Source organism: Inquilinus limosus DSM 16000, from assembly GCF_000423185.1.
Lineage (GTDB): Bacteria > Pseudomonadota > Alphaproteobacteria > DSM-16000 > Inquilinaceae > Inquilinus > Inquilinus limosus.
On sequence record NZ_KE383987.1, the window covers coordinates 153,250 to 166,148 of the forward strand.

General features: G+C 70.7%; 12 protein-coding genes. 7 read left to right on the top strand and 5 right to left on the bottom strand.

The genetic code is table 11. The annotated features are described in order from the left end of the window. Positions 1-37: 37 nt before the first annotated feature. Complete coding sequence (locus G537_RS41460) at positions 38-2,284, top strand: ATP-dependent helicase (protein ID WP_051249468.1); 2,247 nt, start codon at positions 38-40, stop codon at positions 2,282-2,284. An 8-nt stretch (positions 2,285-2,292) separates the two neighbouring features. Further along, complete coding sequence (locus G537_RS0133815; protein WP_155888903.1) at positions 2,293-2,958, top strand: hypothetical protein; 666 nt, start codon at positions 2,293-2,295, stop codon at positions 2,956-2,958. Here the strand turns inward: G537_RS0133815 and G537_RS0133820 are convergent. Continuing rightward, positions 2,955-3,401, bottom strand: a complete 447-nt coding sequence (locus G537_RS0133820) for a hypothetical protein (RefSeq protein ID WP_034853924.1) — start codon at positions 3,399-3,401, stop codon at positions 2,955-2,957. The genes G537_RS0133815 and G537_RS0133820 overlap by 4 nt on opposite strands. 235 nt (positions 3,402-3,636) lie before the next feature. Here G537_RS0133820 and G537_RS0133825 point away from each other — a divergent pair, with 235 nt between their 5' ends. Genes G537_RS0133825 through G537_RS0133840 form a run of 4 tightly spaced genes read left to right on the top strand, consistent with a single transcriptional unit; the run spans position 3,637 to position 8,721 of the window. Beyond that, the gene (locus G537_RS0133825; RefSeq protein ID WP_051249469.1) at positions 3,637-5,226 is read left to right on the top strand and encodes an ABC transporter substrate-binding protein; all 1,590 of its coding nucleotides are present in this window, start codon (positions 3,637-3,639) and stop codon (positions 5,224-5,226) included. A 15-nt stretch (positions 5,227-5,241) separates the two neighbouring features. Beyond that, positions 5,242-6,183, top strand: coding sequence for an ABC transporter permease (locus tag G537_RS0133830; RefSeq protein WP_026873802.1), 942 nt, complete (start codon positions 5,242-5,244; stop codon positions 6,181-6,183). Next, a complete protein-coding gene (locus G537_RS0133835) occupies positions 6,183-7,058 on the top strand; it encodes an ABC transporter permease (protein ID WP_026873803.1) in 876 nt (291 codons plus the stop codon). The genes G537_RS0133830 and G537_RS0133835 overlap by 1 nt, the downstream gene beginning before the upstream one ends. A 1-nt stretch (position 7,059) precedes the next feature. Further along, a complete protein-coding gene (locus G537_RS0133840; RefSeq protein ID WP_026873804.1) occupies positions 7,060-8,721 on the top strand; it encodes an ABC transporter ATP-binding protein in 1,662 nt (553 codons plus the stop codon). On the opposite strand, the gene G537_RS41465 is transcribed toward G537_RS0133840, so the two are convergent. The 4 genes from G537_RS41465 to G537_RS41475 form a co-directional block, all read right to left on the bottom strand. Continuing rightward, positions 8,722-9,717 (bottom strand): peptidoglycan-binding domain-containing protein, encoded by a 996-nt coding sequence (locus G537_RS41465; RefSeq protein WP_051249470.1) that lies wholly within the window; start codon positions 9,715-9,717, stop codon positions 8,722-8,724. 8 nt (positions 9,718-9,725) lie between these two features. Next, positions 9,726-10,616 carry a serine hydrolase gene (locus tag G537_RS41470; RefSeq protein WP_051249471.1) on the bottom strand — a complete coding sequence of 297 codons (891 nt, stop codon included), beginning with the start codon at positions 10,614-10,616 and terminating at the stop codon, positions 9,726-9,728. After that, entirely contained in the window at positions 10,616-11,350 is a 735-nt protein-coding gene (locus G537_RS0133855; protein ID WP_026873805.1) for a gamma-glutamyl-gamma-aminobutyrate hydrolase family protein, read from the bottom strand. Before G537_RS0133855 ends, G537_RS41470 begins: the two co-directional genes overlap by 1 nt. Before the next feature lie 94 nt (positions 11,351-11,444). Continuing rightward, on the bottom strand, positions 11,445-12,353 hold the full coding sequence (locus tag G537_RS41475; protein WP_051249472.1) for a LysR family transcriptional regulator: 909 nt from the start codon (positions 12,351-12,353) through the stop codon (positions 11,445-11,447). A gap of 78 nt (positions 12,354-12,431) precedes the next feature. Here G537_RS41475 and arfB point away from each other — a divergent pair, with 78 nt between their 5' ends. Continuing rightward, the gene (gene arfB / locus G537_RS0133865; protein ID WP_026873806.1) at positions 12,432-12,848 is read left to right on the top strand and encodes an alternative ribosome rescue aminoacyl-tRNA hydrolase ArfB; all 417 of its coding nucleotides are present in this window, start codon (positions 12,432-12,434) and stop codon (positions 12,846-12,848) included. The last annotated feature ends 51 nt before the right edge of the window (positions 12,849-12,899 follow it).

Consider the following 12,899-nt stretch of genomic DNA (forward strand, 5'->3'; position numbering starts at 1 on the left):
GCGTTTCGATGCAGGCCGGTCATGCTATAGGAGACGCATGGTCGAACTTTCCCGGAACATGCCGGCCGGCTTCGAGCCGCCGTATCTGCAGAACCTGAACCCGGCGCAGCGCCAGGCGGTCGAGACGCTGGACGGCCCGGTGCTGGTGCTGGCCGGCGCCGGCACCGGCAAGACCCGGGTGCTGACCACCCGGCTGGCGCATCTCTTGTCGACCCGCCGGGCCTGGCCGAGCCAGGTGCTGACCGTCACCTTCACCAACCGCGCTGCCCGCGAGATGCGCGAGCGCGTGTCCCAGTTGCTGGGCACCCCGACCGAGGGCTGGTGGATGGGCACCTTCCATGCCCTGGCCGCCCGCATCCTGCGCCGGCATGCCGAGCTGGTGGGCCTGCGCTCCAACTTCTCGATCCTCGACACCGACGACCAGATCCGGCTGATGAAGCAGCTGATCGAGGCCGACGCCATCGATTCGAAGCGCTGGCCGGCCCGGGTGCTGCTGGGCGTGATCGAGCGCTGGAAGGACCGCGGCCTGACCCCGGCCAAGCTGAAGCCGGCCGATGCCGGCGAGGTCGCCCAGGGGCGCATGCTGCAGCTCTACATCGCCTATCAGGAGCGGCTGCGGACGCTGAACGCCTGCGATTTCGGCGACCTGCTGCTGCACAACCTGACCATCTTCCAGGAGCATGCGGAGATCCTGGCCGAGTACCAGGACCGCTTCCGCTACATCCTGGTCGACGAGTACCAGGACACCAACGTCTCGCAGTATCTCTGGCTGCGCCTGCTGGCCCAGAAGCACCGCAACCTGTGCTGCGTCGGCGACGACGACCAGTCGATCTATTCCTGGCGCGGCGCCGAGATCGGCAACATCCTGCGCTTCGAGCAGGACTTCCCCGGCGCCGCCGTGATCCGGCTGGAGCAGAACTACCGCTCCACCAGCCACATCCTCGGCGCCGCCGGCGGGCTGATCGCGCACAACCAGGGCCGCCTGGGCAAGACCCTGTTCACCGAGGCGGAGGGCGGCGATTCGGTGGTCGTCCGCAGCGTCTGGGATGGCGAGGAGGAGGCGCGCTGGGTCGGCGACGAGATCGAGCGGCTGCAGCAGCAGAAGGTGCCGCTCAACGAGGTCGCGGTGCTGGTCCGCGCCGGCTTCCAGATGCGCGAGTTCGAGGAGCGCTTCCTGACCCTCGGCCTGCCCTATCGCGTCGTCGGCGGCCCGCGCTTCTACGAACGGCAGGAGATCCGCGACGCCATCGCCTATCTGCGCGTGGTGGCCCAGCCGGACGACGACCTGGCCTACGAGCGCATCGTCAACGTGCCGAAGCGCGGCCTGGGCGACGCCACCGTCCAGCTGCTGTACCGGGTCGCCCGCGCCCAGGGCGTGGCATTGACGGAGGCGACGCTGCGGCTGATCGAGACCGACGAGCTGAAGCCGAAGCCGCGCGGCGCCTTGCGTGTCCTGATGGGCGATTTCGAGCGCTGGCGCCGGATGCTGGAGCAGGCCTCGCATGTCGAGGTCGCCCAGACCGTGCTGGACGAGAGCGGCTACACCGCCATGTGGCAGGCCGACAAGTCGCCCGAGGCCGCCGGCCGGCTGGACAACCTCAAGGAACTGATCAACGCCATGGGGGAGTTCGAGACCCTCCAGGCCTTCCTCGAGCATGTCAGCCTGGTGATGGAGAACGAGTCTGGCCAGAGCGGCGAGCAGGTGACGCTGATGACCCTGCACGCGGCCAAGGGGCTGGAGTTCGCCCATGTCTTCCTGCCGGGGTGGGAGGAAGGGGTATTCCCGAACCAGCGCGCCCTCGACGACGGCGGCATCGCCGCGCTGGAGGAGGAGCGGCGCCTGGCCTATGTCGGGCTGACCCGGGCGAAGCGCCGCGCCTATGTCTCCGCCGCCGCCAACCGCCGCATCCACGGCCAGTGGCAGACGGCGCTGCCCTCGCGCTTCATCGGCGAGCTGCCGGACGCGCATGTCGAGGTGACTTCGGACACCGGCTTCGGCGGCGACCGCTTCGTCGAGGCGGCGCCGACCCGGCTGTGGACGGCGCCCGCGCAGACCGGCTTCATGCGCCGCGCCCCGGTGACGATCGAAGGCAGCGGCTACGAGGTGCGGGAACGGCCGCGCCCGGCCCGCGCCTTTAATGTCGGCGACCGGGTGTTCCACCAGAAGTTCGGCTATGGCGAGGTCCGCAGCGTCGACAGCGACAAGCTGACCATCGCCTTCGATCATTCCGGCGAGAAGCGGGTGATGGACAGCTTCGTCGTCCCCGCCGCCGAGGCAGGATAGGCAAACCCATGCGAGTGATGGTTCGAGGCGCGGCGCTGGCGCTGACCGCCGCGCTGGCGGCGTCCGGCGCGGCCGCGGCGGAGACGGGCGGCACGCTGATCGTCCCCGGCGGCAACGGCGAGATCCTGGCCCTGACCGTGCCGCCGGGCTGGAGCCGCAGCTTCGCCGGCGTCGAGGGCAGCACCACCGTGGTCGAATGGCGCCCCGCCGACCCGGCCGAGGCCGCCGACGGCAGCATCACCGTGACCCGCATCGGCGGGCTGGGCAGCAGCGACCCGGCGGATTTCATCCGCGAGAGCGTCGAGGCCCTGAAGCCGGACTGCGACGACGTGGTCGAAGGCCAGGTCCGGACCGACCCGGCCGGCACCGTGCGCACCGCGCTCGGCTGCACCCGGCGCAAGAGCGACGGCCAGGGCGAGATGCAGCTGCTGCACATCGCCGTCGGCCGCGAGGCGATCTATGTCGCCCGCCGGATCTGGCCGCTGGCCGCCTATGACAAGGCGCATATCCCCCTCTCCTCCGCCCAGATCGCCGAGGGCGGCGCCGATATCGACGACCTTCGCGTGTGCAACCTGCCCGGCGTCGGCACCCCCTGCCCGGCCGAGCTGGCGGCAGCGCTGAAGGACAAGATCACCGACCTGTCGCCGCTGGTGCTGAAGAGCGGAGCGCCCTAACCGGACCGCCAGCGCAGCGCCGACAGCGTGATCAGGCACAGGGCGATGAAGGTCAGGATCGCATTGGCGGCGTGGGAGTATTCCCATTGCAGCCGCAGTTCCGCCCAGTTCCGAGGAACCGCGGTCCAGTTCGCCGTCGCCTGATTGGCGGGATAGGTCCAGAGGAAGAACACCGCGAGCGTGGCGGCCAGGCACAGGGTACCGATCAGGGCGAGCCGGAACGGCCCGGGCTGCCGGCGCGCGCCGATCGCCATGGCGAGATCCGCCGCCAGCGCCGCGATGAGAACGGTGCCGAGCAGCGCCCAGCCGCGATAGATCTCCTGGGCCGTGAAATAGGCGGTCGCGTCCATGCCGAGCTTGTTCGGCATGGCCAGCAGATGCGCGCCGCCCGGAACCAGCGCCAGGGCGGTCAGCACGATGGCCAGGAACTGCAGCGCCTTCATCGAGCGTCTCGCCAGTCTCGGATGAATCTAGACGCTGCCGCCGCGGCGGAAACCCGCCGGGATACCCCGGATGGTGACGCACGCGCACCGCGCGGTGAAGCCGAAAGCTGTTGACTTCGCGCGTACTCCCTTCCCATCATTCGTCCGGCAATAGCGGACTTCCCCGCGGAATCAGAATTCGGCGGCGTGAAGCGAAAGAAATCCGATAAATTAGAATAAATGTGGAGGCTTCAGCATGAACTTCTCCTTGGCTGGCCTGTCGAGGCTCGCCCGCATCGCGGCGCTTTCGCTTGCGGCGATTGCCGCGCCCCTGACGCCCGCCCTAGCCGAGGGCAAGACGATCACGGCGGTGCTGCATTCGGCTCTGCGGGTGCTGGACCCGATCATCACCACCGCCTACATCACCCGCGACCATGGCTACATGATCTACGACACGCTCGTCGCCATGGACGAGCATTACGAGATCAAGCCGCAGATGGCGGACTGGACCGTCTCCGACGACCGCCTGACCTACACCTTCACCCTGCGCGACGGGCTGAAATGGCATGACGGCCAGCCGGTGACGGCGGCGGACTGCGTCGCCTCGCTGCGCCGCTGGGGCCAGCGCGACACGCTGGGCCAGCTGCTGCTGGAGAAGACCGCGTCGCTGGAGGCGAAGGACGACCGCACCATCGTCCTGACCCTGAAGGAGCCTTACGGCCTGGTGCTGCAGGCCCTGGGCAAGCCCAGCTCGATCGTCCCCTTCATGATGCCGAAGCGGGTCGCCGAGACGCCGGCCGACCAGCCGATCACCGACTACACCGGTTCGGGCCCCTTCCGCTTCGTCACCGAGGAGTTCCAGCCCGGGGTCAAGGCGGTCTACGCCAAGTTCGCGGACTATGTGCCGCGCACCGAGCCGGCGAGCTGGGCGGCGGGCGGCAAGGTCGTCAAGGTCGACCGGGTCGAATGGGTGGCGATGAGCGACCAGCAGACCGCGGCCAACGCCCTGCTGACCGGCGAGATCGACTTCTACGAGCAGGTGCCGGTCGATCTGCTGCCGCTGTTCGAGGGCAATGACGAGATCGCGGTCCGCATCGCCAACAAGCTGGGCTTCCAGAACATCGGGCGGATGAACTTCCTGTACCCGCCCTTCGACAACAAGAAGATCCGCCAGGCGGCGCTCTATGCGCTGAACCCGAAGGACTTCATGGATGCGATGACCGGCAACCCGGAATATTACCAGCTCTGCGGCTCGATCTATGGCTGCGGCACGGTGCTGGCCAGCGAGGCCGGCGCGGTGCAGCCGGATATGGTCAAGGCCAAGCAGCTGCTGCAGGAGGCCGGCTATGACGGCACGCCGGTGGTGCTGATGGCGCCCACCGACGTCCCGACCGTCAGCATCCAGCCCAACGTCGCGGCCCAGTCGCTGCGCGAGGCCGGATTCAATGTCGACATGCAGGCGATGGACTGGCAAACGCTGGTCACCCGCCGCGCCAGCCAGGCGCCGCCGAAGGAGGGCGGCTGGAATCTGTTCTTCACCAACTTCGTCACCTTCGACATGGCCGATCCGCTGTCCAGCTTCCCCCTGAACGGCAAGGGGCCGAAGGGAGGCTGGTTCGGCTGGCCGACCGACGCCAGGGCCGAGGAACTGCGCGCCCGCTTCGCCCGCAGCCAGGACCCGGCCGAGCAGAAGGCGCTGGCCGAGGAGCTGCAGAAGCACGTCTATGACGAGGTGATGTACCTGCCGCTCGGCCAGTACAGCGTCCCGACTGCCTGGCGGACCGCGCTAACCGGGGTCCTGGAGGGCCCCGCCCCATATTTCTGGAACATCGACAAGGCCGAGTAGCCGGACGGGCGCGCCGTGCTGACCTATCTCGCCCGCCGCATCCTCGCCACCCTGCCGGTGATCCTGGTCGTGGCGCTGGTGGTGTTCCTGCTGCTGCGGCTGACGCCCGGGGATCCCGCGGCGATCATCGCCGGCGACCAGGCGACGCCGGAGCAGCTCGCCGCCATCCGCGCGGCGCTCGGCTTGGACCAGCCGCTCTCCACCCAGTTCGTGGGCTGGATCGGCCGGCTGCTGCACGGCGACCTCGGTGTCTCGCTGATCTCCAAGGTGCCGGTGCTGCAGATGGTCGGGCAGCGGCTGGAGCCGAGCCTGAGCTTGGCCGTCCTGACCATCCTGGTCGCCGTGGCGGTGGCGGTGCCGCTCGGCACCCTCGCCGCCTGGCGCCAGGGCGGCTGGGTCGACCGCATCACCATGTCGGTCTCGGTTCTGGGCTTCTCGGTGCCGGTCTTCGTCGTCGGCTATCTCTGGATCCTGCTGTTCGCGATCGAGTGGAAGCTGCTGCCGGTGCAGGGCTTCAAGAGCCTGGCCGACGGGCTGTGGCCCTTCCTGCAGCGCATGATCCTGCCGGTGATGACGCTCAGCCTCGTCTACATCGCGCTGATCGCCCGCATCACCCGGACCAGCGTGATCGAGGTGCTGGGCGAGGACTATGTCCGCACCGCCCGGGCCAAAGGCATCAGCGAGCGCGCCGTGCTGTTCCGCCATGCGCTGCGCAACGCCGCGGTGCCGATCGTCACCGTGATCGGCATCGGCATCGCCCTTCTGATCAGCGGCGTGGTGGTGACCGAGAGCGTGTTCAACCTGCCCGGCATCGGCCGGCTGACGGTGGAGGCGGTGCTGGCGCGCGACTATCCGGTGATCCAGGCGGTGATCCTCCTGACCTCCTTCGTCTATGTCGCGGTCAACCTCGTCATCGACCTCGCCTACACCGCGCTCGACCCGAGGATCCGCTACTGATGGCCGCCGACACACCCCTGGAGCTGCCGCAGCGTGGCCCGGTCCAGGCCGCGGCCGCGGCGCTGACCGCCAACCTGCCGACGCTGCTCGCCGCACTGGTGCTGGCGCTGATCGTCCTCGGAGCGGTGTTCGCGCCGCTGCTGTTCACCCAGGACCCGGCGGCGATGGCCCCGGCGATGCGGCTGAAGCCGGCGACCTGGGAGCACTGGCTGGGCACCGACGCCTATGGCCGCGACGTCTACTCCCGCATCGTCTACGGCGCCCGGGTGTCGCTGGTGGTCGGCATCGGCGCCGCCGCGGTCAGCGTCGTCATCGGCCTCGCCATCGGCTTGGTGGCCGGCTTCTTCCGCGTCGTCGACGCGGTGGTGATGCGGGTGATGGACGGGCTGATGGCGATCCCGAACATCCTGCTGGCCATCGCCGTGGTCGCGCTGTCCGGCGCCACGCTGTGGACCGTGCTGGTCGCCATCACCATCCCGGAGATCCCGCGCGTGGTCCGGCTGGTGCGGTCGGTGGTGCTGTCGGCGCGGGAGGAGCCCTATGTCGAGGCCGCGATCGCCGCCGGCACCTCCCTGCCCCGGATCCTGTGGCGGCACCTGATGCCGAACACCCTGCCGGCGCTGATCGTCCAGGGCACCTATGTCTGCGCCTCGGCGATCCTGACGGAGTCGATCCTGTCCTTCCTCGGCGCCGGCCTGAGCCCGGAGATCCCGACCTGGGGCAACATCATCGCCGAGGGCCGCAACTACTTCCTGGTCAAGCCGACGCTGATCCTGTGGCCGGGCCTGCTGGTGTCGCTGACCGTGCTGTCGGTCAACCTGGTCGGCGACGCGCTGCGCGACGCGCTCGACCCGCGCATGGCGAAGAGGGGCTGAGATGCCGGACGCTTCCGACACCGCGGTCCTGGAGATCCGCAACCTCGCCGTCCGCATCGCCGGCCCGGCCGGCATGCCGCGCGTGGTCGAGGACGTGTCGCTCGAGGTCCATGCCGGCGAGACCGTCTGCGTCGTCGGCGAGAGCGGCTCCGGCAAGTCGGTCACCGCCCTCGCAACCATGGGGCTGCTGCCGCGCCGGGCGCTGGAGCCGGCCGGCGGGTCGATCCACCTCGAGGGCGAGGAGCTGCTGCAGGCCTCGCCGGCCCGGCTGCGCGCCCTGCGCGCCACGAGCATGGCGATGGTGTTCCAGGAGCCGATGACGGCGCTGAACCCGGTCGCCACCGTCGGCCGCCAGATCGAGGAGGTGCTGCGCACCCACACCGGGCTCGGCGCCGCCGAGCGGCGGGGCCGTATCCTGGAGATCCTGCGGCAGGTGCATCTGCCGGAGGTCGACCGCATCTTCGCCTCCTACCCGCACCAGCTGTCGGGCGGGCAGCGCCAGCGCATCGTCATCGCCATGGCGCTGGTGCTGCGGCCGCGGCTGCTGATCTGCGACGAGCCGACCACGGCGCTGGACGTCACCACCCAGCGCCAGATCCTGAGCCTGATCCGCGAGCTGCAGGAGCAGCAGGGCACGGCCGTGCTGTTCATCACGCATGACATGGGCGTGGTCGCCGAGATCGCCGACCGGGTCGTGGTGATGCGGCGCGGCCGGCTGGTCGAGACCGGCGGCAAGCAGGACATCCTGCGGCGGCCGGCCGAGCCCTATACCCGCGAGCTGATCGCGGCGGTGCCGAGCCTGGTGCCGCGGGCGCCGCGCGCTCCGGTATCCGCCCCGCCGGTGCTGGAGACGGTCGGCCTGGGCAAGACCTATCGCAGCCGTTCCGGCCTCGCCCGAACGCGCGAGGTCGCCGCCGCCGAAGGGGTGACGCTGCGCCTGGCGCCGGGCCGCACCCTCGGCATCGTCGGCGAGTCCGGTTCGGGCAAGTCGACCGTGGCGCGCTGCGTCATGCGGCTGATCGAGCCTTCGGCCGGCGAGATCCGGATCGGCGGCACCGACGTCGCCGGGCTGTCGCGCCGGCAGCTGCGGCCGCATCGCCGCCGGGCGCAGATCGTGTTCCAGGATCCCTACCGTTCGCTCAATCCGCGGCTCCGCATCTCCGACACCCTGATCGAGGGGCCGATGAATTTCGGCCTGCCGCGCGCCGAGGCGCTGGAGCGGGCGCGGCGGCTGATGCCGCTGGTCGGGCTCGACGCCACGGCGCTCGACCGCTTCCCGCACCAGTTCTCCGGCGGCCAGCGCCAGCGCATCGCCATCGCCCGGGCGCTGGCGATGGAGCCGGACCTGCTGGTCGCCGACGAGGCGGTCTCGGCGCTCGACGTCTCGGTCCAGGCCCAGGTGCTGGTGCTGCTGGAGGAGATCCAGGAGCGCCTCGGCATCGCCATCCTGTTCATCACCCACGACCTGCGCGTCGCGGCGCAGATCTGCGACGAGGTGGCGGTGATGCGCCAGGGCCGGGTGGTGGAGATCGGGCCGGCGGCCGAGGTGCTGCGCCGGCCGCGCGACGACTACACCCGCCAGCTGTTCGAGGCGGCGCCGGGCCGGCACTGGGACTTCGCCAACTTCCGCCCGGTCGCGCTGGAGGCCGCGGCCCAGGCCTGATCAGCCGAGTGTGAAGCCCAGCGCCTCCGCCTCCCTCGGCCGCAGCACGCCGTCCGCGACCCGGCCGGAGGCGGCCTGCCAGTCGTAGAGCGCCTTGGCGGTGAAGCCGTTGAACATGCCGGCAGTGAAGCCCCAGTCCGGGATCAGCCCGAGATCGATGAAGGCGTCCTGCAGCAGCCGGACCTCATGGCCGCTCGACCCCGGCATCAACCGGGCCAGGCCGGGGGCCCGCTCCGCCACCAGGCGCAGATGCCGGCCGGCGAGCAGGAGATAGTCGAAACAGAGTCCGGTGTCGGCCGGATCCGGGCAGGGGCTGAGCCCGGCCGCCTGGCGGAAGGCGGCGTAGGAGCCGGTCGGGTCGGCCGGCGGCAGGTGCCGGCCCGGCAGGGTCTGACAGCCGGCGGAGGAGAACTCGATACCATCGCCCGGCCAGCCGGCAGCGTGGATGTTGTCCTCCGGCGCGCAGATGTCGAAGCGGCCGGACAGGTCGTAGCCGGCGGCGTCGGGCGAGCGCCAGACCGGCACCTCGACGGTGCGGTCGAGCTGGAACGCCCCCTCCTCCGCCGGCCGGCCGGCAGGCACATGCGGTCCGACCACATAGGGGTGCAGCCCGGGCGCCAGCATGTTGGCGATGCGCTGGTCCGGCGCCTCGGCCTGGCGGCGCATGTAGTCGGCGTTCGGGACGGTCGAGCCGGACCAGGCGGCCAGCCGCCCCGCCGGCCGGTCCCAGATCCCGAGGACGCAGCGCGGCACCCGGTGATCCGGCCGTGCTTCGCACAGCCGCAGCTCATCGCGCCAGAGGCCGGCCGTCTCGGGCTCGGCCAGGGCGCAGCCGCGCAGCCCGAACAGGATCGTCGCCCCGCGCGGCCGGAAGCGGGACAGCCGGCACAGCGTCTCGAAGGTCCCGGCCTCCGCGGCGAAGACGGTGTCGGCGAAGGGCGCCGCCAGATGGGCGTAGTTCGGCGAGCGATCGTCGTCGTGCCAGACGGGCGGCATCCGGATCCTCAGGCTTCGAGCAGCGCGTGCAGCCGGGCGCCGACGGCTGGCAGGAAGCGGCGGTTCCGGGCCATGTGCTGTCCGACGGTGTAGACGGCAGCGACGACGCTGCGGCCGGAGGGGGTCTCCCAATACGCCATGTCGTGCCGGGTCTCGCCGGTCCAGCCGGCCTTCGACCACAGCCGGACATCGCGCGGCAGCGTCTCGCCCAGGAAGCCGCGGACCTGGTCCTCGTAGCCCGGCGGCAGCCGCTCCGGGTCGCGCTCATGCTCGCGGTCGAGCAGCTCCATCATCCGGCCGCAGGTCGCGGGCGAGACCAGCTGCCCGGCGACGATGCCGTGCAGCAGCGCCGCCGCCGCGCGCGGGGCGATCAGGTTGCCGCCATGGACCCGCGCCGCCTTCTCCCGGCCATAGGGCGAGTCCTCATAGGTGCTGTGCCATAGCCGGAGGCGCTCGAACTCCGGCCAGCCCCAGCTTTCGAACCAGCGATGGATCGCCTGGCGCTTGTCCCACCAGACGGCCATCTCCGCCTCCGGCAGCGGGCCGCCCGGCGTGGTGCCGGTCATGCGGCCGAACAGGTAGGTGGTGGCGTCGTTGCTGGACTGGCGGATCATCGCCGACAGCGCCCGCAGGTCCTCCTCGTCCGGCCGCAGCAGGCCGGCCTCGACCCAGTGCTGGAAGGCAACCAGGTAGAAGCTCTTGCAGGTGCTGGCCGGATACACCGCGACCTCGTCGCGATGGCTGAAGACCGCCCCATCGGAGTAGCGGTCTGCCGCGCCGTCGCGCAGCCGGCCGGGATAGAGCCTGAAGGTCAGGCCGAAATCCTCCGGCCCGACCTCGCCCTCGAACGCGTCGAGCAGGTCGCGGACCAGTTGCGGTCCGATGGCGGGCGCGTCCATCAGCCGGCGCAGGCGGAGACGAAGGCTGCGAGGATGGCTCGGTCGGCCTCGCTGCGTAAATACTCCGGGTGCCACTGCACGCCGAGGCAGAAGCGCTGCCCGGGATGCTCCACCGCCTCCACCACACCGTCTGGGGCGACGCCGGAGACCACGAGATCCGGCCCCGCCGCCTTCACCGCCTGGTGGTGCGAGCTGTTGACGCCGAAGCGCGCCGCGCCGGTGATGCGGGACAGCAGCGTGCCGGGCCCGACCTCGACCTCATGCGCCGCCACCCAGCCGGCCGGGTCGTGGATCTTCCGCTCCGGGCTGTGGTCGAGAGCGTTGTCGATCTCGGCCGGGATGTGCTGCACCAGCGTGCCGCCCAGCACCACCGCCAGCAGCTGCTCGCCGCCGCAGATGCCGAGCACCGGCAGGTTCCGCGCCACCGCGCCCTCGACCAGCGCCCATTCGAACCGGGTGCGCACCGGCTTGGTCTTCACAGTCTCGTGCACCGAGCCGGCGCCCCAGAGCACGGGGTCGACATCGAAGCCGCCGCCGGTGACGACGATGCCGTTGCACAGGTCGAGATAGCGGTCGACCGCGTCGACCAGATGCGGCAGCGCCAGCGGCGCGGCGCCGAACTCGGCCAGCGACCCGCAGTAGTTCTGCCGCAGCGCGTACCAGGGCGAGGAGGAATAGCCGCCCGCCTCCTCGGCATCCAGGGTCACTCCGATGACGGGCTTGGCGGTGGGCATGATCGTTCCTGTGGGAAGCGGAGCGGTCTATCGGTGATGCCCGGCGCCCCGACGGCTGTCAAATTCCGGCCGGTTATGGGACCCGCATCGGCCGTTATCGCCTGGCGCTGCGGGTGCGCTGGGTCGGCTTGCCGGTGAGGTGGTCGAGGAACAGATGCGCGGCGTGCGAAAGCGGGTAGTTCTCGTGGTGCAGCGCCGTGATCGGCAGGGTGATCTCCGGCACGATGGCGCGGACGGTGACGTCCGGCACGGCCCAGGCCTGGGCAGTGTGCTCGTCGACGATGGCCGAGCCGGCGCCGTAGCGCACCAGCGGCAGCGCCAGGTAGTAGGTCTGGATCAGGTTCTTCGGGGCGTAGCGGATGCCGGCGCGGGCGAAGGCGTCGGACAGGGTGGCGCCGATCGAGGTGTCGGGGTCGACGCCGATCAGCGTCTCCACATCGATCCGGTCGAGCGTGATCTCCGCCGCCTCGCCGGGCCGGAGCGGCGCGGTCGACAGATGCACCAGCCGCGAGGTGCCGATCGCGGTCTTGCGCATGCCCGGCGGCAGCACCGGCTCATAGGCGATGGCGAGGTCGAGGCTGTTGGTGGCGATCAGCTCCAGGATCTCGCGGGTGTGGTGGGTGCGCAGGTCGAAGCTGACGCCCGGGTGGCGGCGGTGGAACTGGGCCATCTGCTCGGTCATGAAGCCGAAGCCGAGGCTGGGCAGGCAGGCGATGCGGACATGGCCTTCGCGCCCGCGCCGGAGGTTGGCGGCGATGCTGGAGATCCGCTCCAGCCCCGCGAAGGTGCGGTCGATCTCGACCTCCAGCAGCTTGGCCTCGCGGGTCGGCACCAGCTTGCCCTTCACCCGCTCGAACAGGCGCAGCCCCAGCTGGTCCTCGGCATGGCGCAGCAGCTTGCTGACCGCTGGCTGCGAGACGTTCAGCAGCTCGGCCGCGCCGGTGATCGACCCGGCCTTCTGCACCGCCTGCAGCGCCTCGATATGCCTCAGCCTGATGGTCATCCCGTCTCCTCCGCCCGGATCGGGATCGCACAGCGGCGGGGGCATGACAAGCCGGCCCAGCCGTGCGAGGGTCCGGCCATGATCCGCATCACCGCCCGCATCGCGCTGGACGAGCGCGACATCGAGGAGAGCTTCATCCTCGCGTCCGGCCCCGGCGGGCAGAACGTGAACAAGGTCGCGACCGCGGTGCAGCTGCGCTATCCCATCGACCGCGCCGGGCTGCCGGAGGAGATGCGGGCGCGGCTGGAGGCGCTGGCCGGGCAGCGCCTGACCAAGGACGGCGTGCTGGTGATCACCGGCCGCGAGCATCGCAGCCAGGAGCGCAACCGGGCCGAGGCGCTGGACCGGCTGGTCGAGCTGTTCCGGCGCGCCGCCGTCGCCCCCAAGAAGCGCCGGCCGACCCGGGCAACGCTGGGCAGCAAGATCCGGCGGCTCGACGCCAAGAGCAAACGGTCGGCGGTGAAGAGAATGCGCGGCAGCCCGGGCGAGGACTGACGTCCCGTCCGGGTCGAGTGGCATGGCCTGCAGCGCCCTTCCTTCGTGATT